The organism is Mangrovicoccus algicola, from assembly GCF_014903745.1.
Lineage (GTDB): Bacteria > Pseudomonadota > Alphaproteobacteria > Rhodobacterales > Rhodobacteraceae > Mangrovicoccus > Mangrovicoccus algicola.
Genome location: NZ_JACVXA010000009.1, coordinates 47317 through 66750, shown reverse-complemented (window position 1 = coordinate 66750; position 19434 = coordinate 47317). Strand labels below are relative to the sequence as shown.

Here is a 19434-nt window from a genome sequence, read left to right as displayed (position 1 = left end):
CTCATCCCAGCGATTGCCCGCCGCCCTTGCGGCGGGCGCTGGCGGCATCCCTGCGCCGGACATATTCGGCCAGCCCCGCCCAGGCGCAGAGATAGGCGATGCCGAAGCCCAGCACCGCCCAGCCCGGGGCCGGACCGATGGCGGCGCGTCCGACCACGTCCGACAGGCTCTGGGCCGGGACCGGGTGCACGGTCAGCTTGCCCAGATAGGCGAGGAACTGGATGGCCAGGATCCACAGGTAGTTGCGCCGGATCCGGCGGCCCATCGCGCGGGTCATGCCGACATGGTATTCGGGGCGCAGGTAGTCGCGGGCCAGGATCTTCTGCCAGTTCTCCTCGGTATGCAGGTCGCCATCGTCCAGCATCGGGGCGTAGAAATGCGTCTCCATCCAGCGGGCGCGGGCGCGCCAGACGTTGAAATAGCGGTAGCGCCGCGCCTCCAGCACCATGAAGAGCGTCACCAGAACCCCCACCAGCAGCAGGGGCAGCGCCGAGGCGCCGGGCGAGGCGAAGGTGATCGACAGCGCCACGCCCAGCGTCACCACCGACCAGTTGGTCGTGGTGTCCAGCCGGGTGCGCCAGATCGTGCTGCGATAGACCTCGCCGCGATAGAGATGCGCCAGCGCGCCGATCTCCGCCGGGGTGAATTCCCGCGTCTCGGTCCGGGCCTGCCTGCGGGCGGGCATCGGTTCGGGCTGGGCCATGGCGGTCTCCTCCTTGCCTGCGATCCGGCGCCGGTTTGACCTGTGTCAAGGCGGGGCCGGTCCGGGCCGTCTAATGCGGGGCAGGATCCGGGGCGAGCCGCGGCCCGGATCCGGCCTTCGCCGGCGCCTGTCCTGTTCGCGCGTTTCCCGGGGCGGGCGCCGGCCTCCGCGCCCTGCCGGGATTTGCGACGATCTGCCGATGAATGATCCGCGTCAAGCCACTAGCCAATTTTGGGTAACGGATACACGCTATGACAGGAGCATCCGGAATCGGAAACGCCATGACCGCGAGCGAGCAACCCCCGTCCCTTTATGCCAGCCGCGAGCCGATCTTTCCCAAGCGTGTCTCGGGACCCTATCGTCGGCTCAAGTGGATCATCATGATCGTGACGCTGGGCATCTATTACGTCACGCCCTGGATCCGGTGGGACCGGGGCGGCAGCCTGGCCGACCAGGCGGTGCTGATCGACCTGGCCAACCGGCGGTTCTTCTTCTTCTGGATCGAGATCTGGCCGCATGAATTCTATTTCGTGGCCGGGCTCCTGATCATGGCGGGGCTGGGCCTGTTCCTCTTCACCTCGGCGCTGGGGCGGGTCTGGTGCGGCTATGCCTGTCCGCAGACGGTCTGGACCGACCTCTTCATCCTTGTCGAACGCTGGATCGAGGGCGACCGCAACGCGCGCATCCGCCTGCTGCGGCGGAAATGGGATGCGCGCAAGGCGCGGCTGAGGGTGACGAAATGGGCCGCCTGGCTGGCGATCGCGCTGGCCACGGGCGGGGCCTGGGTGTTCTATTTCGCCGATGCGCCGACCCTCTTGCGCGACCTCGCGACCTTCGAGGCGCCGCTGGTGGCCTATTCCACGGTGGCGATCCTGACCGCGACGACCTTCGTCTTCGGCGGGTTCATGCGCGAACAGGTCTGCATCTACATGTGTCCCTGGCCGCGCATCCAGGCGGCGATGATGGACGAGGACACGATCACCGTCGCCTACCGGTCCTGGCGGGGCGAGCCGCGAGGCCGCCATCGCCGCCGCCATGCCGAAGTGGCCGAGACGACGCATGCCGCCGATGCGATCGGCCAGCGCGTGGCCCCCGCCGATGCGCCCCGGCCGGGCGACTGCATCGACTGCAATGCCTGCGTCAATGTCTGCCCGATGGGGATCGACATCCGCGACGGCCAGCAGCTGGAATGCATCACCTGCGCGCTGTGCATCGATGCCTGCAACGAGATCATGGACAAGGTGGGCCAGCCGCGGGGGCTGATCGACTACATGGCGCTGACCGACGAAGTGCACGAAACCGCGGGCAAGCCGCCGATCCCGGTCTGGCGCCACGTGCTGCGTCCGCGCACGATCCTCTACACGGTGCTCTGGGCCGGGGTCGGGGCGGGGCTCCTGGCGGCGCTGATGCTGCGCGAGGACATCTCCGTCACCGTCGCGCCGATCCGCAACCCGGTCTACATCACCCTCTCGGACGGCACGATCCGCAACGCCTATGATGTGAGGATGCGCAACAAGCACGGCGAGGACCGGCCCTATCGCGTCACCGTCGAGGCGCAGATGCCCCTGGAGGTCGCGCTGGAAGGGGCCCGCGGCGATACGGTCATGGTGCCCGCGGATTCGACGATGTTGCAGAGGCTCTATATCATGGCGGGGCCGGACAGCACGGCCGCGCGATCGGAATTGACCGGACTGTCGATCCGCGTCGAGGATACCGCGAGCGGGGAATCGGTGATCAAGGACACCGTCTTCACCGGCAGGGGAGAATGATGAGCGCCAAGGTGACAGGCAAGCTGGCGACCGGCAGGCTGACGGGGGGCAAGGTGCTTGCCATCGCGCTGGCCGGTTTCGGCACGGTGATCGCGGTCAACATGCTGCTGGCCTGGAAGGCGGTCGCAACCTTCCCGGGGATCGAGACCGCCAGCAGCTACCAGGCCAGCCAGGAATTCGACCGCGCCCGGGCCGCGCAGATGGCGCTTGGCTGGGGGGTGCGGGCGGATTACGGCGACGGCGTCCTGGAGATCGCCATCACCGGCCCGGATGGCGGCCCGGCCGAGATCGCCTCCATGGCGGCGCTGGTCGGCTGGGCGACCTCGACGCGCGATGATGTGACCCCGGAATTCACCCGCAAGGGCGCCGTCTACGCCACCCCGCTGCGGCTGGAAGACGGCAACTGGAACATCCGCCTGCGCGCGGTGGCCGCCGACGGGACGGCGTTCTTCCGGCGCATTCCCCTTCCCGTGCGCGACGGCAGGAGCTGATCCATGGCGCTGGCTGAATCCCCCGACATTCCCGGCGGCGCGGGCTGCCCCGGCTGCTTCGGCACCGATCCGCAGGCCATGGTCGCGCGGCTGCGCGAGGGCCAGGCGGTGCGCATCGTCCTGTCGGTCCCGGAACTGTCGGAGGCGCGCGACATGCTGGCGGTGGAACGCGCGCTGGAAGAGGTCGCCGGCGTGCGCGCGGCGCGGGTCAACCTGACCCGGCGGCGTGCCGAGATCGAGGCGGGAACCGGGGTGTCGCCCGAGGCGCTCTGTGCCGCGCTGGCGGTGGCGGGATATGCGGCGCGCGAACTCGATCCCGGGGCGCTGGAGCCTGCCGGCCCCGATCCGGGCGGGCGCGACCTGCTGATGCGCCTGGGCGTGGCCGGCTTCGCCGCGATGAATGTCATGCTGCTGTCGATCTCCGTCTGGTCCGGGGCCGAGGGCGCGACGCGCGACATGTTCCACTGGATCAGCGCGCTGATCGCCCTGCCGGCGGCGGCCTTTGCCGGGCAGCCCTTCTACCGCAGCGCGCTGGCCGCCCTGCGCCGCGGGCAGCTGAACATGGATGTGCCGATCACCCTGGCGATCGTGCTGACGCTGGCCACCTCGGTCTACGAGACGGCGCAATCCGGGGCGCAGGCCTATTTCGACGCCACGCTGATGCTGTGCTTCTTCCTTCTGGCGGGGCGCTACCTGGATCACCGCACCCGCAGCGCGGCCCGTTCGGCGGCGCAGGAACTGGCCGCGCTGGAAGTGCCGCGCGCAACGCGCCTGCGCGACGGGCAGGAAGAGACGGTCGCCCAGGCGGATCTTGCGGCGGGCGACCTGATCCGGGTCTGGCCCGGCAGCCGCATTCCGGTGGACGGGGTGGTGACGGAGGGCATATCCGAGCTCGACCGCAGCCTCCTGACCGGGGAAAGCCAGCCGGTGGCGGCCGGACCGGGCCTGGCGGTGCAGGCCGGGGAGGTGAACCTGGTCGGCCCGCTGGTGCTGCGCGCCACGGCGGTGGGGCGCGATACCTCGCTGCATGCCTTGACCGACCTCGTCGCCGTCGCCGAGAGCGGGCGGTCGCAATATTCGTCGCTGGCCGACCGGGCGGCGCGGCTCTATGCGCCGGGCGTGCATCTGCTGGCAGCCCTCGCGGCGGTGGGCTGGCTGGCGGGGACGGGGGATCTGCGGCTTGCGCTGAACATCGCGGCGGCGGTGCTGATCATCACCTGCCCCTGCGCTCTGGCGCTTGCCGTTCCCGCCGTGACCACCGCCGCCTCGGGACGGCTGTTCCGCCGCGGGGTCCTGATCAAGGATGCGACCGCGCTGGAGCGGCTGGCGGAGACCGACATCGTCGTTTTCGACAAGACCGGCACGCTGACGCTGAGCGAGCCGGAGGTGCAGGGCTTTGCCGAGCTGCCCCAGCGGATGCAGGCGCTGGCGGCGGGGGTGACGGCGGTTTCGGCCCACCCGATGGCCCGGGCCATCGCCCGCGCGGCGCAGGCGGCGGGGGCCGTCCCCGCGCCGCTGGAGGCCGTGCGCGAGGTTCCGGGTTTCGGGATCGAGGCACGCTGGGAAGGCCAGCGCCTGCGGATCGGGCGCCCCGACTGGACCGGCGGTGCCGGGCCGGTCCAGCCGGGAGGCAGCGCGGTGTGGATGCGGCTGGGCGAGGGCGAGGCCGTGGCCATCACCCTGCGCGACCGCCTGCGCCCCGGCGCGCGGGACACCGTGGAGAAGCTGCGCGCGCAGGGGATGCGCATCTGCCTGCTCTCGGGCGACCGGGCGCCTGCCGTCGCGGCCCTGGCCTGGAGCCTGGGGATCGAGGACTGGCGCGCGGCCGTGCTGCCGCAGGACAAGGCCGCCCATATCCGGCTGCTGTCGGCGCAGGGCGGCAAGGTGCTGATGGTGGGCGACGGGCTGAACGACACCGCGGCGCTGGCGGCGGCGCATGTCTCGATCTCGCCCGCGACCGGGCTGGAGGCGGCGCGGGCGGCCTCGGACATGGTGCTGCTGCAGGCCGATCTCTCCGCGATCCCGGCGGCGCGGCAGACCGCGATCAGCGCGGTGCGGCGGATCCGCGGCAATTTCCGCATCGCGACGGTCTACAACATCCTGGCGGTGCCGCTGGCCGTGGCCGGGCTCTGCTCGCCGCTGATCGCCGCCGCGGCCATGTCGCTGAGTTCCGTCACCGTGTCGCTGAACGCGCTGAGGCTGCGCTGATGGAGATCCTGGCCATCCTGATCCCGGCCTCGCTGATCCTGGGGGCGGCCGGGCTGGGGGCCTTCCTGTGGTCCCTGCGCGCCAACCAGTATGACGACCCCGAGGGCGATGCCCGGCGCATCCTCTCGGGCCGGTATGACGACCGGCCGAAGCAGGACTGAGCGGCGCTCAGCCGTAGCTGGAAATCTCGATCAGGTTGCCGTCGGGATCGCGCAGGTAGACCGAGCGGATCGGTCCGCGCGCGCCGGTGCGGGCGACCGGGCCTTCCTCGATCGTCATCCCCGCGGCGTGCAGCCGGGCGATGACCTCCTCTAGCGGGATCGCGGCCAGAAGGCACAGATCCAGCGCGCCGGGCTGCGGGATGCGCGCCTTGGGCTCGAATTCGCGTCCCTTCAGATGCAGGTTGATCTTCTGGTCGCCGAAACGGAAGGCGCGGCGGCCCGCGCCGAAGCTCTGCAGCTCCATGCCCAGGAGGCCGGTATAGAAGGCGATGCAGGTCTCCTCGTGTTCGGTGGTCAGCACCAGGTGGTCGAGCGCGGCGATCATGCGGCAGGTCTCCTCAGCGTGGCGATTACGGCGTAGCCGCGGCAATGCGACCGGGTTTCCGCCTGCAGCCCGTGCGCGGCGGCGATCCGGTGCAGCGCGTCGCCCAGATCGGGGCGGGGGGCAACATGGAATTTCGACAGCCACCAGCGGATGCCCCCCCCGAACCAGCGCGGCAGGCGGTCCTGCGCCCCGAAATCGACGATATGGATGCGCCCGCCGGGGGCCAGCATCGTCACCGCGTGCTCCAGCGCGCCCTGCCAGTCGGGGATCATCGACAGGCAGTAGCTGAAGACGATCCGGTCGAATTGCGCGCGTTTCAGCGTCATCTGCGGATCGAAGGCGCAGGCATCGGCCTTGGCCAGCCTGATGCGCCAGTTCATCGCCGCGTGGCTGCTGTTCTTCGAGGCCTGGCGCAGCATGGCGCCGGAAATGTCGACGCCGTAAAGCTGGGCCTCGGGATAGCGGCGGCCGATGCGGATCAGGTTGCGCCCGGTGCCGCAGGCGATTTCGAGGATCGCGGCATCGGGGGCCATCTCCAGGTCGTCGATCAGCCGGTCGCGGCCCAGAAGGTAGTATTTGCGCGTCAGGTCGTAGATGGCCGCCTGGTGCCGGTAGACCCGGTCCATCAGCTCGCCGTGGCGGAAATCTGCCTTCATGCCGATCCTACTTCCGGAAGGTATACCTGTGGAAACCGCCATAGATGGCCGAACGGTCCCTCTGCCAGAACAGCTGACCCGCGCCGGGATCGCTGGTCCAGCGCCTCAGCGTCGCATCGGCCACCCGGCCGGGCAGGATGTCGGGCGCCCCGCCGGTGCGGAAGATCACGCGCGCGCCGGGCCGTGCGGTGCGGGTGATCTGGCTCCAGAGGGCGTTCAGCTGCGCGTCGGTCATCCAGTCCTGGGCATCCAGCAGCACATAGGCATCCTGGCTGGCATCGGGTTTGCCGGCCAGCATGTCGGTCAGGTTGCGGTTGAGCACCTCGACGCGTCCGGCCCCGGCGCGCAGGGCGTCCCAGTTGGCGGCCTCCAGATAGGGCGGAACCGGGCCGGTGCCGTCGGGGCGGTAGCCGCGGTTGAAGGCGGCCCAGGCGAAATAGTTTTCCGAGATCGGGAAGTCGCAGATCAGCTTGCGCGTGCGTTCGCGCAGCACCGGCACGATGTCGCCGCCGCCCTCGGCGGCGAGCTTGTCGAATTGCGCGGGCGGGATGCCCAGCCCGAAAAGCGATGCCCTGCGCCGCGCGATGAAGCGCAGCCCGCGCGTCTCGAAAAGCGGCGCGACCTCGGCCTCGAAGAAGGCGCGCTGGTCCTCCAGGTTCCGCGCCGCCAGGAGCGGACGGAAATCGACCCGCCCCAGCCCGGCGACCAGATGCGCGGCGGCGATGAACCGGCCCAGCACCCCGTAGCGGTAGAAGCCGTGGGCGAACATGTCGATGCGGCGGCGCAGGCGGCCCTGCCGGGCCTCCCAGAAGGCGCGGCTCTCGGCATCGAGCCCGGGGGCGATGTAGCGGTCATAGAGCGCCGGGTTGCCCGGCCGGTCGGCATGGCCGAAGAATTCGTAGAATTCCGCATGGCCCGGCAGGGTCCGCGCGGCGGCCAGCTTGAGCCGGTTCAGCGCCACATGGGCCGGGCTGAGATCGACGGCGGTGATGCCCGCCGGTCCGGCCGCGAGATAGCTCATCATGTTGCACCCGCCCGAGGCGATGCAGACCAGCCGGTCGCCGGGCCCCAGCTCCAGCGCCTGCATGTCGACCACCGGATCCTCCCAGATCTGGGCATAGACCAGCCCGGTGAAGAGCCCCGAGAAGATGCGTTCCAGCGCGCCCGTGGCGGAAAGCGCGGATCGCTGGTGGACGGCTCCGCCGAGCTGACGGCGCGCAATGCTGTGATCTGTCATGGTCCTCTGCCCCGGTGCCGCGTCAGGAGGCGGCCTTGGTCTTCTTGGATTTCTTCTGTTTCCTGCGGCGGCCCCCGCGATCCTCGCCGCGGGCATCGCGGGCCCGGTCCCGCTCCGCCCTGGCGCGCTCGCGCACCAGGTCCGCCCAGTCGACCAGGCGCAGGCCGCCGTCATGATCCTCGACGATCGCGGTGCAGCTTTCCACCCAGTCGCCGCAATTGACATAGAGCACATCGCCCAGCCGCGTCATCTCGGCCTTGTGGATATGGCCGCAGACGATCCCGTCATAGCCGCCGCGATGGGCCTCGTCGGCCAGCACCTTCTCGAATTCGCCGATGAAGCTGACCGCGCGCTTGACCGATTGCTTGGCCCAGTTGGACAGCGACCAGTACTGCCCGCCCCAGAGGCGGCGGACGCGGTTGTACCAGGTGTTCGCGCAGAGCGTGACCGTGTAGGCCCAGTCGCCGACATGGGCCAGCCAGCGCGCATTCATCACCACCACGTCGAACTTGTCGCCATGAACGACCAGGAGGCGGCGCCCGTCGGCGGTGACATGGGTATCCTCGTCGCGCACGTCGATGCCGCCGAAATGCGTGCCCAGGTAGCGGCGCATCACCTCGTCATGGTTGCCGGGGATGTAGATGACCGGGACGCCTTCATGCGCGCGCGCCAGCAGGGCCTCCACGACGTTGTTGTGCGGCTGCGGCCAGTGCCAGCCGCGGCGCAGCCGCCAGCCGTCGAAGATGTCGCCGACCAGGTAGATCCGTTCGGCCTCCACATGGTCGAGGAAATCGAGGAACATCCCGGCCTGGCAGCCGCGGGTGCCCAGGTGGATATCCGAGACGAAGAGGGTCCGGCAGCTGGCCGGGACCCCGGGAAGAGGGGCGGTCGGTGTCATGCTGGCCGTTCCTAGACACGGTTTGCGTGACAGCGTCATGACAGCCCGCGCGGGGGCGGCAGACTGCCGCCCGGTGCGGCGCCCGCGCGGGCTCAGGATTCGGGCTGGCCGCGCAGCTGCAGTCTCTCGATCAGGCGGAACCGGTCCTCGGCATCGGCGCCCACCAGGCAGAGCGTGTCGATGCCGAAGGGCGCGGGCAGGATCGGTTCCAGCACCGGCGCCAGGGCTGCCTGCAGCCGCGCGCGCTGCTGCGCATCGGCGATCCGCCCGCTGAGCGTCATGTGAAACCGGAATTCCTCCATCACATGGGGATAGCCCCAGCGCGCCAGGTTCTCCTCCTGCCGCGGCGACAGTCCGGCCCCGCGGCGCCGGGCCAGCTCGGCCTCGGGGGCGGGGGCGCGGAACCCGTCCAGGTCGCGCACCGCCGCCGCGGCGAGCCGTGCCAGCGCGCCGGTATCCCCCGGGGGGGTCAGCGCCAGGAAGCCGCCCAGCCGTGTCAGTTCCAGCCGCTCCAGCATCACCGGCTGCTGGCGGGCGCAGAAGTCGTGGAAGGCGATGGACAGTTCCCGCGCGCTGCGCCCTGCAGCCAGGCGGAAGGGCGGCTTGATCGTCGCGTGGAACCCGTAGCGGCGCGGCGTCGCGGTAAGGGCAGCGATGTCGAGCCCGGGATCGAGATCGGCGGGATGCGGCACGGCCCGCCCCTCTGCCGCGTCCCAGCCCAGCCAGCTTGCGCCGAATTCGGCAAGCGCGCCCTCGGGTGGCAGGTAGTAGACGGCATAGCGCTGGAAATCGGTCATCTGGGTCCTCGCTGCTCGACGCATCACCGCGCCGCCCGCCCCGGTCCCCGGCCCGCTGCGGGGCACCAGGCGATGGATGCTGGCCCCTCCGGGCGGTCGCGATCCAGAGGTAGCCATCCGCCCCCGGCCCCGCAAATGCTCAGATGCCGCAATGCGCGTCGAAGAGCGCGATCATCCCGGCGATGACCTGCCCGCGCAGCGGGGGGGCTTCCATCAGCACCTCGTGCCGCCCCTCCGCAAGCTCGACCAGTTCCGCGCCGGGCCAGCGCGCGACCTGGGCGCGGATGCTTTGCGTGCTGACGATCCTTTCCCGGCTGCCCAGGAACACCCTTGCCGGCAGGTCCGGCAGCGGGGCGCGGTTCAGCCGGTCGCAGGCCCGCATCGCCTCGGAGAACCAGCGCAGCGTCGGGGCGGCCAGCGCCAGTTCCGGGTGGTTGCGCAGATGCGAGCGGAACCAGCGGAAGGTCCCGGCATCGCCGGTCAGCAGGTTGTCGGCGGGATCGGCCTGCAGGATGTAGGCGTGGCGCGACATGCCCGGCAGCGCCCGGCGCCACAGGCCCAGCCGTTCGGCCAGCGGCGGGATGATCCGCGCGGCGGGCCGGGCCAGGGGCGGGATCGTGACATGCCACATGGGCGCGGTGAAGACGGCAGCCCGGACCGCAAGCCCGGCCTCCAGCGCCTCGAGCCCGATGGCGCCGCCCATGGAATGCGCCAGGAGGAACCAGGGGCGGGGCAGCCCGGCCTCCGCGGCATGGGCCGTCAGCGCCGCGACATCCGCCTGGTAATCAGAGAAGCGCCCGACATGACCCAGCGCGGCATCCGGCAGCAGCCGGTCGGCCAGCCCCTGGCCGCGCCAGTCGATCGCGACCATGGAATAGCCGGCCGCCTCCAGGTCGCGGGCCGTGGGGCCGTATTTCTCCAGGTACTCGGTGCGCCCGGGAAAGCATAGGACCGTGCCGCGCGTCCCGCGGGCCAGCACGCCGATGCGCAGCCGCACGCCATCCGGGGTCCGGCGCCATACCGCGCCCGCCCCGGGGGGCGCGCCGCTTTCGGCCGCGAAGAAGGGGGCTGCACCGGTCATGGTCATCGCCCCCTCGATGCTCATCCGGACAGGGCGGCGCCCAGCTTCATCGCCGCGCCCATGTCGCCCTCGATCTTCAGGCGGCCCGACATGAAGGCGCTGGAGGGGTCGAGCTCGCCCGCAAGCATCGCCTCGAAGGTCTCGCGATCGGCCGAAAGCGTCACGTCGGTCTCCTCGTCGGCCTCGCGCACGCCCGCGCCATCCGCCACGATGCAGCCTTCGTCGAGGATGTGGAATTTCGCGGACCCGTCGAACCCGTCGCCCAGCTTGGCGCGCAGGGCGGTCACGGCCCCGTCGATCACATTGCTCATGTCGGCCCCTTCTCCGTCACGATGGGTCTGGGCCAAATCGCCCGGACCGGCTATGATCCGAGTATGACCAGACCTTCGCCGCTATTGAAACCGGTTTTCCTTGCCCTGGCCTGTTCCGTTACGTCGCCTGCCGTCGCGGACCCGGACCGCCTGGACGAGCTCTTCGCCGAGCTGCAGGATCCGCAGGCTGCCGATTGGCAGGGGGTCGAGGCGCAGATCTGGCAGGAATGGTCGAGATCGGGCTCTCCGGCGATGGACCTGCTGCTGCAGCGCGGGCGCGAGGCGATGGAGGCGGGGGACCTGCAGGCGGCGGTCGACCACCTGACCGCGCTGACCGATCATGCACCGGATTTCGCCGAGGGCTGGAACGCCCGCGCCACCGCCTTCTACCAGGAGGGCGAGCTGGGGCTTGCCGTGGCCGATATCGAACGGGCGCTGGCGCTGAATCCGCGGCATTTCGGGGCGCTGTCGGGCTTCGGCATGATCCTGGAGGAACTGGGCCACCGGCAGCAGGCGCTGGAGGTCTACGGTGCCGCACTGGCTATACATCCGCACCAGCCCCCCGTAGAAGAGGCCATCGAGCGGATCAAAAGGGAACTGGGCGAGCAGGAGATCTGACCCGCCCATTTCAGGGAAATCACCAATGACGGCGCGAGGCAGGGTCCAGGCAGTCCTGGGTCCGACGAATACCGGCAAGACGCATTACGCCATCGAGCGGATGCTGTCCTACCGCACCGGGGTCATCGGCCTGCCGCTGCGCCTGCTGGCGCGGGAGGTCTATGACCGGATCGTGGCGAAGCGCGGGCCGTCGGTTGTGGCGCTGGTCACCGGCGAGGAACGCATCGTGCCCGAGCGCACCCAGTACTGGGTCTGCACGGTGGAGGCGATGCCCGAGGGTCTGGGCGCGGATTTCCTGGCGATCGACGAAATCCAGCTTTGCGCCGATCCCGAGCGCGGCCATGTCTTCACCGACCGTCTGCTGCGGGCGCGGGGATTCCAGGAAACGATGTTCCTCGGCGCGGCGACGATGCGCGGCGCCATCGCGGCGCTGGTGCCCGAGGCCACGTTCCACACGCGCGAACGCTTCTCCGAGCTGACCTATACCGGTTCCAGGAAGATCAGCCGGATGCCCGCACGATCGGCCATCGTCGGGTTCTCGGTCGATTCGGTCTATTCCATCGCCGAGGTGATCCGCCGCTTGAAGGGCGGCGCGGCGGTGGTGATGGGCGCGCTGAGCCCGCGCACGCGCAACGCGCAGGTCGAGATGTACCAGAACGGCGATGTCGATTACCTGGTGGCGACCGACGCGATCGGGATGGGGCTGAACCTGGACATCCGCCACGTGGCCTTTTCCTCGACCCATAAATTCGACGGCCGCCGGATGCGCCCGCTGCAGCCCAACGAACTGGCCCAGATCGCCGGGCGGGCGGGGCGCCATACCGAGGACGGCACGTTCGGCGTCACCGGCGAGGCGCGGCCCCTGCACGAGGACCTGGCCGAGGCGATTGTCGGCAACCGCTTCGCCCCGGTGACCAAGCTGCAATGGCGCAATTCGCGGCTGAATTTCGCCAATCTCGGCGGGCTGATCGCCTCGCTGGAAGAACATACCCACCACGAATTGCTGACGCGGGCGCGCGATGCCGATGACGTGCTGGCGCTGAAATCCCTGGCCTCCTCCGTCGATGTGCGCAACCGCGCCAACAACACGAAGTCGATCCGGCTCTTGTGGGATGTCTGCCGGATTCCCGATTTCCGCGGCATTTCCGAGACCGAGCATGCCGCGCTGCTGGAGCAGATCTACGGGTTCCTGCATGACCAGGGGCGAATCGGGGATGACTGGATGGCGGCGCAGGTCCGCCGGATCGACCGGACGGAGGGTGATATCGATGCACTTTCCAAGCGTCTGGCCTATATTCGCACATGGACCTACGTGGCGCAGCGCCAGGGCTGGCTGGATGACGAAAGCCATTGGCGCGAAGTGACTCGTTCTGTAGAAGACCGCCTGTCGGATGCGCTTCACGCGCGGCTGACCCAGAGATTTGTAGATCGCCGCACCAGTGTCCTGCTGCGGCGGTTGAAGGAGAAGGAGAGCCTTGTGGCTGAGGTGAATGACAAGGGCGAAGTGACCGTCGAGGGCCAGTTCGTCGGACGGCTGGAGGGATTCCGGTTCAGCCAGGACAAGGCCGCGACGGCGGACGAGGCCAAGACGCTGCGACAGGCGGCGGTGGCGGCGCTTGCGCCGGAATTCCACCTGCGCGCCGACCGGTTCTACAATGCGCCCGATACCGAGCTCGACTTCACCGACCAGGGCGGGCTGATGTGGGGCGAACATGCCGTCGGCAAGCTGGTCGCCGGTGCCGAGACGCTGCGTCCGCAGGTGAAGGCCTTCGTCGATGACGAGGCGGGCCATGACGTGGCGCAGAAGGTGCAGCGCCGGCTGCAGCATTTCATCGACCGCAAGGTCGCCGCTGCCTTCGAGCCGCTCCTGGCGATGTCGCGCGACGAGGCGCTGAGCCCGCAGGCCAAGGGCTTTGCCTTCCGGATGCTGGAAGGCCAGGGCGTGATCCCGCGCGACGCGATCGCGAACGAGGTCAAGGCGCTGGATCAGGAGACCCGCGGACAGCTGCGCAAGCATGGCGTGCGATTCGGCCAGTTCACCATCTTCATGCCGCTTCTGCTGAAGCCCGCGCCGACCCGGCTGCGGCTGCTGCTGTGGTCGCTGGAACGCAATCTGGACGACTTCCCCTCCGCGCCGCCGCCCGGCCTGGTCACCGTGCCGACCGATGCGCAGGCCCCCGAAGGCTATCACGCGATGGCGGGCTACCGCCCCGCCGGCCAGCGCTCGATCCGCATCGACATGCTGGAACGTCTGGCCGACCTGCTGCGCGCCCAGGATACGCGCGGCGGCTTCGAGGCCACGCCCGACATGCTGTCGATCACCGGCATGACGCTGGAGCAGTTCGCCGACCTGATGCAGGGTCTGGGCTACAAGGCGGAACGCGGCGAGCGCCAGAAGGTGAAACCCGTGGCCCCCGCGGCCGTTCCGGCGGCCGAGGATGCGGCACCGGCCGAGGATCTGCCCGCCGAAGTGGCCGCCGTGACCGATCCCGAGGGGGACGATCCGCTCGCCGATCCGGCCGCTGCCGAGGCGGTGGTTCCGGCGGTGGATGCCGAGGGTCCGATGCTGGCCGAGGAAGTCTCCGAGGCCGCAGGTCCGGAAACCGATGTCGCGGCCGAGCCCGATCTTCTGTCGGTGGAGCCTTCCGCGGAAGAGACCGGCGCGGCGCCGGCGGCCGGGGAGCAGATCGTCGTCGCCGATGCGCCGGAGGCTCAGCCCGAAGCGCCCGCGGAGGCCCCCGTCGAGGGCGAAACCGTGACCGAGGTGTTCTACACCTTCGCCTGGGCGCCCCGGCGCCGAGGCGGCGACCGCTCGGGCGGCGGACGCAGATCCTCCCGCGGCGAGGGCGGCGGTCAGGGGCGCGGCGACGGCAAGCCCCGCAGCGAGGGCGGCAAGCCCCGCGGCAAGGGCAAGCCCGGCGGCAAGCGCGACTGGAACAAGGACGGCCCCCGCAAGGATCAGGGCGCCAAGGTCTATTCCGCCAAGCCGCAGCGCAAGGAAAAGGCCATCGATCCCGACAACCCCTTCGCCGCCGCGCTGATGGGGCTGAAGGACAAGGGCTGATGTCCCAGGAGGCGCGGCTGCGGGTCGATAAATGGCTCTGGCAGGCGCGCTTCTTCAAGACGCGGGGGCTGGCGGCGGAACTCGTCGGCTCCGGCCAGCTGAGGCTCAACGGCGCCCATGTCCGCAAGGCGGCGCAGGTGGTCAAGCCGGGCGATACGCTGACCTTTCCGCAGGGCGGACGGATCCGCGTGATCCGCGTGCTGGGAATCGGCACCCGCCGCGGCCCGGCCCCCGAGGCGCAGGCGCTCTACCACGATCTGACCCCGGAGGTCCCGCGCGATCCCGCCGCCCCCGCGGCAGGTCCGGCCCCCAGCCGCCGCGAACGCGACCGGGCCCGCGCTCTGAAACGTTCGGCGCTTGAATGACCCGGGCTCAGGCCTTAAGGACCGGGCTGATCAATCGAGAGAGTCCATGACCTACGTCGTCACCGAAAACTGCATCGCTTGCAAATACACCGACTGCGTCGAAGTCTGCCCCGTGGATTGCTTCTACGAGGGCGAGAACACGCTGGTCATCCATCCCGACGAATGCATCGATTGCGGGGTCTGCGAACCCGAATGTCCCGCCGATGCGATCCGCCCCGATACCGAGCCGGGGATGGAGCAATGGGTGGAATTCAACCGCAAGTACAGCGAGCTGTGGCCGGTCATCGTCGAGAAGAAGGACCCGTTGCCCGAAGCCGCCGAACGGGACGGCGAAGAGGGCAAGATGGAGAAGTACTTCTCCGAGGCGCCCGGCGAGGGAAGCTGAGAATCGCCTGCGGGGCGGTTTCTCCGGCAGATGCGCTGAAAACCGGCTTGCATCCGAAGGCATGTGGATGTTTGCTGGCGGCAGAGGGGCCCGCGCCCTGAAAATCGGCAGATCGCGCCGGATTCCCGGGAATCTGGCCTGACATGGCGGCCATGCAGGCGGCAGGACTTTTTTTCCTGCCCATTTTTTGTTATACCTGCGTCACAAACAAGTCCCGTCTCAAGCGGCCGGCACAACCGTGCGGTCGTTTTTTTGCCCTGTGGCGCCCGGTTTGCGACGAAGTGTTTTTGTGTCGGCAAGGGGGTCCCGGGGGGCGGACGCTGGGGAAAGCCTGAGGATTATACCGCGATGAGCAAAGCGAAGATGTCTGAATTCCGCCCGAACGACTACGTTGTCTACCCGGCCCATGGAGTGGGGCAGATCGTATCGATCGAGGAACAGGACATTGCCGGCATCACGCTGGAACTGTTCGTGATCTCTTTTGAAAAGGACAAGATGACCCTGCGCGTTCCCACCGCCAAGGCGGCCGAGGTCGGGATGCGTTCGCTGTCCAGCCCCGATGTCGTGACCAAGGCGATGGACACGCTGCGCGGCAAGGCCAAGGTGAAACGCGCGATGTGGTCGCGCCGGGCCCAGGAATATGAACAGAAGATCAATTCCGGCGACCTGATTTCCATTGCCGAGGTGGTGCGCGACCTGCATCGCGCCGATGATCAGCGCGAACAGTCCTATTCCGAGCGTCAGCTCTACGAGGCCGCGCTGGAGCGCCTGACCCGCGAGGTCGCGGCCGTCTCCGGCACGGATGAGGGCGCCGCCCAGAAGACCGTGGGCGAGGTCCTGGTCAGCCGCGCCGCCGCCTGATCGCGCGTCGCATGATCTTGCAGGGGCCGTGCCGCGAGGCGCGGCCCCTTCTGCTTGCGGATCAGGGCAGGGGGGCGGCCAGCGTCTCCCGGCCGTCGGTCGCCGAGACGATGCCGACCACCTGCCAGCCCGCCTCCCCCCGTTGAAGCACGGGGCCGCCGGAATTGCCGGATGTGACCGGGCAGCCCAGACGCATCGTGCCGCCGGGCAGCAGCTCCAGCGCGCAGTCCCCGGCATCGCTCAGCGCATGCGGCCGATCGCGCCGATAGCCCAGGATGCGCGCGGGGCGCCCCGGATCGGGGGCGGCCAGGGGCAGGGGCCGGATCGTGGTCACGGGCGCCGCCAGGCGCAGCAGCGCCCTGTCGGTGGCGGTGGCGGCGGGGCCGGTCGCGGCCATCTCCACGGAGGCGATGCGGGCGATGGCGGCGGCCTCGCCGCGCAGCCACCCCGCGAGGAAGCGCAGCCGCTCCGGCCGGACGGCGCCGCCGGTGCCGTCGCGCAGGCAATGGGCGGCGGTCAGGACGAGATCGGGACCGATCAGCGTGGCGGTGCACATGCCGCGATCGCGATAGCCGTCGCGGTTCAGCCGACCGATCGCCTGCCATCTCGCATGATCCGCGACCGGCAGCATCGCGGGCTCGCCCGCGGGGGCCGGGCCCGCGATGAGCAGCGACAGGAGGCAGAGCCGCACCCTTTTCCCGAACGGTCCACCGCGCTTCGGGCGGAGCTGCGCGGTGACGGCCTGGCCCATGACGCGGCAGGCTCAGGCGTCGTCGGTCGAATGGGGATCGTCCTGCCGGGGGCTCTCGTGCTTGCGCAGCGTTTCGGCCTGGGCGAACAGCACCTGCAGAAAACCGTAGAGGCAGCCGAAGAACACGCCGCCCGCCCCCCAGGCGGTGAACAGCCAGGCGGGCACGCCTTCCAGATGCGGCGCGGCGAAGCTCAGCGCCCCGGCGCGCACCGCATGGATGGTGAACATCGGCCCCAGCACGCCCGCGGCCAGGCCGGTGACGACCAGCGCGAGACGGCGCTTGACCAGCAGCATCGCGGCCATGATGCCCGCGCTACCGGCCAGCATGCTCAGCGGGTCCTGCCAGTAATGTTCCAGCAGCCGCATCAGCCCGAAGGCGAGGGCGAAGATCAGGAGAAACTGGCCCAGCTCCTTTCCGAGGAGGGACAGGGTTTCGGTCTGCTTGCTGGACATGGCGATACGGGTCTCCGACGGCGGGCATACGGTACATGGCCCCGGCCTTGGCCTAGCGCAATTCCCTGCCCGGGGTCCAGTCGCGGAAGGACGGGCGGAGCGCCCGCGTCATTCCGCCAGTGCGGTCAGGATGCGGGCCTTCCCGGCCAGGGTCTCGTGAACCGGGCAGTGCTCGGCGATTTCCATCAGCCGCCGCCGCTGGGTCGCGTCCAGGCGGCCTTCCAGGCGGATGACCCTCCGGAACTGGTCGACCTTGGAACGGCTCTCGGGCGTGAAATCCTGCGCATGGACCTTGTCATGGGTCACCTCGACCGAGACATGATCCAGTGCCCAGCCCTTGCGCCGCGCATACATCCGGATGGTCATCGAGGTGCAGGCGCCCAGCCCGGCGGCAAGGAAGCCATAGGGGGTCAGGCCGCGATCGGTGCCGCCATAGGCCGGCGGTTCATCGGCCAGCCCGTGCAGGAAAGGCCCGCGCGAGACATCCTGCAGGAACCCGTCCGGATCGGCCTCGGAGACGCGCACCACGCCCTCGGGCGCGCCGATCGGCGGGGCGGGCGGAGACAGCGGCAGATGCGCGGCGGCAAACCGGGCCACGGCGGCGGCGCAGGCCTCGGCCGCTGCAGGGCTGTCCATCTGCGGATCGGCCGTGTCGGGCATGTCCAGCTGCCGCGGATGCGGCGCGGCGGCCAGCAGCCGCAGCGCCTCGGCAGGGGGCTCGGTGCCGTCGCGCGCGGCGTGGATCACCAGGAGCGCGGGCTGCGATCCGGGCCGCCGCGGCGGTTCCGCAAAACGGGGCGAGATCGTCACCATGGCGCGGGCCGCCTCGATTCCCGCTGCCGCGCGCAGCACCCCGGTGCCGCCGCGGCCCTGGCCGATCAGCAGGGCCGGGGGCAGGCCCCGCGCCGTCAGCGCCGCCGCGGCCCGCACCAGCCTGTCGGGGTCGCAGCCGGGCGTGCCGGCCGGGGCGGGGTCTTCGTCCGGGCCGGGGTCCAGATCCAGCACGGCCAGGCCCATGGCGCCCAGCCGGGCCAGGATGCGCCGCGCCGCCAGACCGGATCCTCCCGCGAGGATCGCGGTGGCCAGGGGCGGATCCTGGGGCAGGTGCAGCCGGGCGGTCCGGTCTGCGCCGTCATGGCCGGAAAGGCTGAATTCTTGGGGCACCATGGGGCGACTCCTGGCAGCGGCTGGCGGGAATGACCCGGAGATGTCGCGCGTTCCGCCCGAACTCAACCCGGCTGTAACCCATGACACGCGCGGGTGACGGGACGGGATCAGGAGTGACCGCGCCGCCGGATGTCGCACATTGCCTTCCCGGCGGGCAGCACAGGCGGATTCCGCGGCGCGGGCGGTGCGGCGCGCGCATTTCTCTTGGCTCCCGCAGGGCGCGCGTGCTGCACAGGAGCATGACCCTGCAAGCCGCCCTCCCGATCCTGAACCCGGTGCCCGCCGATCCCGAAACGCTCTGGGGCCGGGTCAACGGCCTGCCCGGAACGCAGCCGCTGGGCCAGGCGCCCTGGCTTTGGGTCCTGCCCAGCTATGCCGCCCAGATGGCCGAACGCGAGAGGCTGATCCGCGAGATCCCCGGGCAGGTGATCGCCGGGCTTCCGGGATCCGAGGCGGCGGCGGCGGAGCTTCTGGACATGGTGCTGGAGGCGGTGGAGCGGCATCCGGGCTATCATGCGCGGCCGGGAATGATGGAATGTCCCGACGGGCGGGTCGTGCCGCTGGACCGCGACCGGCCCCTGGCCACGGCGGGGCGGCTGGTGCAGGAGGATCTCTGCCTCATGCTGCGCCCCGAGGGGGCGGAGGAGCATCTGCTGGGTGCGGCGGTGCTGTGCTTTCCGGCCAACTGGACCCTGTCCCAGAAACTGGGCCGCGGCATGGGGCGGATCCATGCGCCGGTCGATTATTATGACGAGGGCGTGGCGAAGCGGGTCCAGCGGCTGCTGGACGGGGTGCAGCCGGACCGTCCGATCTGGCGCAGCAACATGCACCTGGCGCAGGATCCGGCGCTGTTCCAGCCCCAGCGCGAGGACGAGAAATGGCCCCGCCGCACCGGGGGCGATTATGTCCGTTCGGAACGGCAGGTGCTGCTGCGGCTGCCGCGCAGCCGCGCGGTGGTCTTCGCGATCCATACGCTGATGCTGCGGCTGTCCGACATGCCCGACCCCTGGCGCAGCAGCCTGATGGATCATGCGCATCCCTGACCGGCCGGGGGGCAGATGCGAAAAGGGGCG

21 protein-coding genes are annotated in these 19434 nt (G+C 70.1%); 10 read left to right on the top strand and 11 right to left on the bottom strand.

Features of this window, described 5'->3' with window-relative positions:
• Position 1 precedes the first annotated feature (1 nt).
• Positions 2–685 carry a DUF2270 domain-containing protein gene (locus tag ICN82_RS04775; protein ID WP_193180311.1) on the bottom strand — a complete coding sequence of 228 codons (684 nt, stop codon included), beginning with the start codon at positions 683–685 and terminating at the stop codon, positions 2–4.
• A gap of 299 nt (positions 686–984) precedes the next feature.
• On the opposite strand from ICN82_RS04775, the gene ccoG reads away from it, so the two are divergent.
• From ccoG to ccoS, 4 genes are read left to right on the top strand one after another with little or no spacing between them, the layout of a single operon-like run.
• The gene (gene ccoG, locus ICN82_RS04770; protein WP_193180217.1) at positions 985–2472 is read left to right on the top strand and encodes a cytochrome c oxidase accessory protein CcoG; all 1488 of its coding nucleotides are present in this window, start codon (positions 985–987) and stop codon (positions 2470–2472) included.
• The gene (locus ICN82_RS04765) at positions 2472–2963 is read left to right on the top strand and encodes a FixH family protein (RefSeq protein ID WP_193180215.1); all 492 of its coding nucleotides are present in this window, start codon (positions 2472–2474) and stop codon (positions 2961–2963) included. Before ccoG ends, ICN82_RS04765 begins: the two co-directional genes overlap by 1 nt.
• A gap of 3 nt (positions 2964–2966) precedes the next feature.
• Entirely contained in the window at positions 2967–5171 is a 2205-nt protein-coding gene (locus ICN82_RS04760; RefSeq protein ID WP_407943744.1) for a heavy metal translocating P-type ATPase, read from the top strand.
• Positions 5171–5332, top strand: coding sequence for a cbb3-type cytochrome oxidase assembly protein CcoS (gene ccoS / locus ICN82_RS04755; RefSeq protein ID WP_193180213.1), 162 nt, complete (start codon positions 5171–5173; stop codon positions 5330–5332). The genes ICN82_RS04760 and ccoS overlap by 1 nt, the downstream gene beginning before the upstream one ends.
• A 7-nt stretch (positions 5333–5339) precedes the next feature.
• On the opposite strand, the gene ICN82_RS04750 is transcribed toward ccoS, so the two are convergent.
• From ICN82_RS04750 to ICN82_RS04720, 7 genes are all read right to left on the bottom strand, one after another.
• Positions 5340–5717, bottom strand: coding sequence for a VOC family protein (locus ICN82_RS04750; RefSeq protein ID WP_193180205.1), 378 nt, complete (start codon positions 5715–5717; stop codon positions 5340–5342).
• The gene (locus ICN82_RS04745) at positions 5714–6373 is read right to left on the bottom strand and encodes a class I SAM-dependent methyltransferase (protein ID WP_226898287.1); all 660 of its coding nucleotides are present in this window, start codon (positions 6371–6373) and stop codon (positions 5714–5716) included. Before ICN82_RS04745 ends, ICN82_RS04750 begins: the two co-directional genes overlap by 4 nt.
• Positions 6374–6380: 7 nt before the next feature.
• Complete coding sequence (locus ICN82_RS04740; protein ID WP_193180201.1) at positions 6381–7610, bottom strand: DUF3419 family protein; 1230 nt, start codon at positions 7608–7610, stop codon at positions 6381–6383.
• Positions 7611–7632: 22 nt separating this feature from the next.
• A complete protein-coding gene (locus ICN82_RS04735; protein ID WP_193180199.1) occupies positions 7633–8508 on the bottom strand; it encodes a UDP-2,3-diacylglucosamine diphosphatase in 876 nt (291 codons plus the stop codon).
• Positions 8509–8600: 92 nt separating this feature from the next.
• Positions 8601–9305 carry a DUF1045 domain-containing protein gene (locus ICN82_RS04730; protein WP_193180197.1) on the bottom strand — a complete coding sequence of 235 codons (705 nt, stop codon included), beginning with the start codon at positions 9303–9305 and terminating at the stop codon, positions 8601–8603.
• 139 nt (positions 9306–9444) lie between these two features.
• A complete protein-coding gene (locus ICN82_RS04725; RefSeq protein WP_193180195.1) occupies positions 9445–10386 on the bottom strand; it encodes an alpha/beta fold hydrolase in 942 nt (313 codons plus the stop codon).
• A gap of 20 nt (positions 10387–10406) precedes the next feature.
• Positions 10407–10697 carry an SCP2 sterol-binding domain-containing protein gene (locus ICN82_RS04720; protein ID WP_193180193.1) on the bottom strand — a complete coding sequence of 97 codons (291 nt, stop codon included), beginning with the start codon at positions 10695–10697 and terminating at the stop codon, positions 10407–10409.
• Positions 10698–10760: 63 nt separating this feature from the next.
• On the opposite strand from ICN82_RS04720, the gene ICN82_RS04715 reads away from it, so the two are divergent.
• The 5 genes from ICN82_RS04715 (at position 10761) to ICN82_RS04695 (ending at position 15990) form a co-directional block, all read left to right on the top strand.
• Entirely contained in the window at positions 10761–11315 is a 555-nt protein-coding gene (locus ICN82_RS04715) for a tetratricopeptide repeat protein (protein WP_193180191.1), read from the top strand.
• A 25-nt stretch (positions 11316–11340) separates the two neighbouring features.
• Entirely contained in the window at positions 11341–14379 is a 3039-nt protein-coding gene (locus ICN82_RS04710) for a helicase-related protein (RefSeq protein WP_193180189.1), read from the top strand.
• Positions 14379–14744, top strand: coding sequence for an RNA-binding S4 domain-containing protein (locus ICN82_RS04705; protein WP_193180186.1), 366 nt, complete (start codon positions 14379–14381; stop codon positions 14742–14744). Before ICN82_RS04710 ends, ICN82_RS04705 begins: the two co-directional genes overlap by 1 nt.
• A gap of 46 nt (positions 14745–14790) precedes the next feature.
• Complete coding sequence (gene fdxA / locus ICN82_RS04700; protein ID WP_193180184.1) at positions 14791–15129, top strand: ferredoxin FdxA; 339 nt, start codon at positions 14791–14793, stop codon at positions 15127–15129.
• Positions 15130–15477: 348 nt separating this feature from the next.
• Positions 15478–15990 (top strand): CarD family transcriptional regulator, encoded by a 513-nt coding sequence (locus tag ICN82_RS04695; RefSeq protein WP_193180182.1) that lies wholly within the window; start codon positions 15478–15480, stop codon positions 15988–15990.
• 61 nt (positions 15991–16051) lie between these two features.
• On the opposite strand, the gene ICN82_RS04690 is transcribed toward ICN82_RS04695, so the two are convergent.
• From ICN82_RS04690 to ICN82_RS04680, 3 genes are all read right to left on the bottom strand, one after another.
• The gene (locus ICN82_RS04690) at positions 16052–16681 is read right to left on the bottom strand and encodes a trypsin-like serine peptidase (protein WP_193180180.1); all 630 of its coding nucleotides are present in this window, start codon (positions 16679–16681) and stop codon (positions 16052–16054) included.
• A 72-nt stretch (positions 16682–16753) separates the two neighbouring features.
• Positions 16754–17194: a hypothetical protein gene (locus ICN82_RS04685; RefSeq protein ID WP_193180173.1), complete on the bottom strand. Its 441-nt coding sequence runs from the start codon at positions 17192–17194 to the stop codon at positions 16754–16756.
• Positions 17195–17302: 108 nt separating this feature from the next.
• Entirely contained in the window at positions 17303–18361 is a 1059-nt protein-coding gene (locus ICN82_RS04680; RefSeq protein ID WP_193180171.1) for an OsmC family protein, read from the bottom strand.
• A 239-nt stretch (positions 18362–18600) separates the two neighbouring features.
• Between ICN82_RS04680 and ICN82_RS04675 the strand changes: the two genes are divergently transcribed.
• Entirely contained in the window at positions 18601–19404 is an 804-nt protein-coding gene (locus tag ICN82_RS04675) for a heme-dependent oxidative N-demethylase family protein (protein ID WP_193180169.1), read from the top strand.
• The last annotated feature ends 30 nt before the right edge of the window (positions 19405–19434 follow it).

Bases quoted from the DNA above. Each gene is read 5' to 3' on its own strand.
- ICN82_RS04775 (WP_193180311.1), bottom strand. From the start codon at position 685: ATGCCCGCCCGCAGGCAGGCCCGGACCGAGACGCGGGAATTCACCCCG.
- ccoG (WP_193180217.1), top strand. From the start codon at position 985: ATGACCGCGAGCGAGCAACCCCCGTCCCTTTATGCCAGCCGCGAGCCG.
- ICN82_RS04765 (WP_193180215.1), top strand. From the start codon at position 2,472: ATGAGCGCCAAGGTGACAGGCAAGCTGGCGACCGGCAGGCTGACGGGG.
- ICN82_RS04760 (WP_407943744.1), top strand. From the start codon at position 2,967: ATGGCGCTGGCTGAATCCCCCGACATTCCCGGCGGCGCGGGCTGCCCC.
- ccoS (WP_193180213.1), top strand. From the start codon at position 5,171: ATGGAGATCCTGGCCATCCTGATCCCGGCCTCGCTGATCCTGGGGGCG.
- ICN82_RS04750 (WP_193180205.1), bottom strand. From the start codon at position 5,717: ATGATCGCCGCGCTCGACCACCTGGTGCTGACCACCGAACACGAGGAG.
- ICN82_RS04745 (WP_226898287.1), bottom strand. From the start codon at position 6,373: ATGAAGGCAGATTTCCGCCACGGCGAGCTGATGGACCGGGTCTACCGG.
- ICN82_RS04740 (WP_193180201.1), bottom strand. From the start codon at position 7,610: ATGACAGATCACAGCATTGCGCGCCGTCAGCTCGGCGGAGCCGTCCAC.
- ICN82_RS04735 (WP_193180199.1), bottom strand. From the start codon at position 8,508: ATGACACCGACCGCCCCTCTTCCCGGGGTCCCGGCCAGCTGCCGGACC.
- ICN82_RS04730 (WP_193180197.1), bottom strand. From the start codon at position 9,305: ATGACCGATTTCCAGCGCTATGCCGTCTACTACCTGCCACCCGAGGGC.
- ICN82_RS04725 (WP_193180195.1), bottom strand. From the start codon at position 10,386: ATGACCGGTGCAGCCCCCTTCTTCGCGGCCGAAAGCGGCGCGCCCCCC.
- ICN82_RS04720 (WP_193180193.1), bottom strand. From the start codon at position 10,697: ATGAGCAATGTGATCGACGGGGCCGTGACCGCCCTGCGCGCCAAGCTG.
- ICN82_RS04715 (WP_193180191.1), top strand. From the start codon at position 10,761: ATGACCAGACCTTCGCCGCTATTGAAACCGGTTTTCCTTGCCCTGGCC.
- ICN82_RS04710 (WP_193180189.1), top strand. From the start codon at position 11,341: ATGACGGCGCGAGGCAGGGTCCAGGCAGTCCTGGGTCCGACGAATACC.
- ICN82_RS04705 (WP_193180186.1), top strand. From the start codon at position 14,379: ATGTCCCAGGAGGCGCGGCTGCGGGTCGATAAATGGCTCTGGCAGGCG.
- fdxA (WP_193180184.1), top strand. From the start codon at position 14,791: ATGACCTACGTCGTCACCGAAAACTGCATCGCTTGCAAATACACCGAC.
- ICN82_RS04695 (WP_193180182.1), top strand. From the start codon at position 15,478: ATGAGCAAAGCGAAGATGTCTGAATTCCGCCCGAACGACTACGTTGTC.
- ICN82_RS04685 (WP_193180173.1), bottom strand. From the start codon at position 17,194: ATGTCCAGCAAGCAGACCGAAACCCTGTCCCTCCTCGGAAAGGAGCTG.
- ICN82_RS04680 (WP_193180171.1), bottom strand. From the start codon at position 18,361: ATGGTGCCCCAAGAATTCAGCCTTTCCGGCCATGACGGCGCAGACCGG.
- ICN82_RS04675 (WP_193180169.1), top strand. From the start codon at position 18,601: ATGACCCTGCAAGCCGCCCTCCCGATCCTGAACCCGGTGCCCGCCGAT.